Consider the following 2,047-nt stretch of genomic DNA (forward strand, 5'->3'; position numbering starts at 1 on the left):
TCACTAAATTATCAAACTGTTAAAAAATAGCAATAGCTTTGGAAAAAGTGTACGGTAGTGAAAGCTACGTCAGTAATATCCGCGCAGACCGCAGCGATGAAGATTTATTGTTCCAAGTACTCTTAGACTGGGGCGTGGATTTAACCCTGCCCATCCAACACCAAACCATTGATGGCAAGTCAGTATTCATCGTCGCTGAAAACGCCATTGCCGCCTGCTTTGACCGCGAAGGCGGCATCACCGAAGCCTTCATCAAACAACTGGCCGAAATAAAACCCCTACGTGCCGTATTCTGTGATGCAGGCTTTGCCAGCGATAGTGTTAAGATCAACGTGGAACAAATATTTAAGCTGTTGTCGCCGAATACCGAGCTTAGGACAATTTAAAAACAAAAGCTCGGATTCTGTAGTGACTGAGCTTTTTTCAGTCACTACAGAATCCGAGCCACACAAAGCTAAAACATTTTCCAATTAAATTAGACACATAAAACTACAATTAATAGAAGACCAAGAAAATAACTTAACTCATTTATTCATAACATAAGAAAACTGCTGGAAGCCTTAGTATTTGTGGTTTGTAAAACTAAAAAGTTACATCATAACGTAACTTTGTTACCATATAGTGTAACTTTTTAGTTTTACAGCACATTTGATGCCATTGATGAGGCGACCACATGAAAAAAGACGAAAAACTTTATACAGTCAATGAAAAGACAGGTGAAAAGAAAGACGGATATTTTGTTTATGTCGCTTATTCCAAACCTAAAATTACAGGCAACAGGTGGATGATGACTTTCCAAGATTCATTAATAACAATTGCCAAAGATAAAGAACTTACCGGCGCAACAAAGTCAGTCTTATTTTTTTTAATGGGTAATCTAGAGTTCGAGAATTTTATTACCATTAAACAAGTAGAAATTGCTAAGCAATTGGAAATGCAAAAAACGCATGTTAGCTCAGCAATAAAACTGTTAGTTAACAAAGGTATCATTCTAAAAGTTAAAGAAGGCACCACCAGTGGTTACAAACTTAATCCACATTATGGCTGGAAAGGTAGCGTTTCCAATATGGAAAAAGAAAAAGAACGCATAGTTAACCAGCGTATTGTTGATATAAAAGAATATATTAAGGCCACTGAAAAAAATTAATACAACTGCGGCAGTCCTCATCAAGCCCTTACGCGCCGTATTCTGTGATGCAGGCTTTGCCAGCGATAGCGTTAAGATAAACGTGGAACAGATTTTTAAACTTTTGTCGCCAACTAGTGTACATTTAATTTGCAGTGTTTAGTTTGGTGTATACTTACCATCAGTTTCATAATAATTAAATTAATTTAATGAGCAGTAATTCTATGACTGATCGAACGGGTATCCTGCCAAACTCTCCATTAATTTACGCAATCGCCTCAGTACGCTTTGCGGCGTGGCCGCTGTTGGCTAAAAAAATTGATGAAATACATGATGAGCTAAGAGAAATCACCCCACTTATTCAAACCATACAAATTCAAACCGGCATCCCTGGCATACAGGGTGAAAATGTAACCAAGTTATGGATGCTCCTGTCAAGCGATCGCAACCTGGGTATTCATCTAGCCCCCGATCATTTGCTGGTTTTTTGTAGGAAATATACCCGATACAATGAATTTGAAGCAACGCTATCAAAATGCTTAAGCGTTCTACTAAAACATATGCGATTCATGGATGTTATTAATACCGGCATTCGTTATGTTGATCACATAAAAGTAAAAGAAAGGGAAAACCGTAATCAGTATGTTTCAGAACGCTTGTTAGCCACCAGCTTTTCAGGAATAACAGATGTTGGATGCGTCTATGCGGGTTCTTATAAGTCCGGCGAGTATGATTTACGGGTACGTTGCATCAGCCAGCCAGACTCACTTGCAGTTCCTGAGGATATGATCAGTCTTTTGACTATGAGCACAGAGCCAAGCGCCGCTCTCAGGTTGGAAACGTTAAATAACGGAATCTTACTAGTACTTAGTCACTCTTTAAGTGTCGGATAAAGCTTTTTCAATTTTATCCGAGCATCCT

General features: G+C 38.6%; 3 protein-coding genes. All 3 read left to right on the forward strand.

Annotated features, from left to right (window positions below; genetic code table 11):
• Positions 1-38: 38 nt before the first annotated feature.
• The 3 genes from CRENPOLYSF2_RS03850 to CRENPOLYSF2_RS03860 all read left to right on the forward strand — a co-directional run bounded on the left by CRENPOLYSF2_RS03850 (position 39) and on the right by CRENPOLYSF2_RS03860 (position 2,019).
• Entirely contained in the window at positions 39-386 is a 348-nt protein-coding gene (locus CRENPOLYSF2_RS03850; protein ID WP_217884061.1) for a hypothetical protein, read from the forward strand.
• Positions 387-673: 287 nt separating this feature from the next.
• A complete protein-coding gene (locus CRENPOLYSF2_RS18455; RefSeq protein ID WP_140396783.1) occupies positions 674-1,147 on the forward strand; it encodes a winged helix-turn-helix domain-containing protein in 474 nt (157 codons plus the stop codon).
• Positions 1,148-1,350: 203 nt separating this feature from the next.
• A complete protein-coding gene (locus CRENPOLYSF2_RS03860) occupies positions 1,351-2,019 on the forward strand; it encodes a TIGR04255 family protein (RefSeq protein WP_176371021.1) in 669 nt (222 codons plus the stop codon).
• Positions 2,020-2,047: the final 28 nt, after the last annotated feature.

Source organism: Crenothrix polyspora, assembly GCF_900163755.1.
Taxonomy (GTDB): domain Bacteria; phylum Pseudomonadota; class Gammaproteobacteria; order Methylococcales; family Methylomonadaceae; genus Crenothrix; species Crenothrix polyspora.

Coding starts and splice junctions, on each gene's coding strand:
- CRENPOLYSF2_RS18455 (WP_140396783.1), top strand. CDS start 674: ATGAAAAAAGACGAAAAACTTTATACAGTCAATGAAAAGACAGGTGAA.
- CRENPOLYSF2_RS03860 (WP_176371021.1), top strand. CDS start 1,351: ATGACTGATCGAACGGGTATCCTGCCAAACTCTCCATTAATTTACGCA.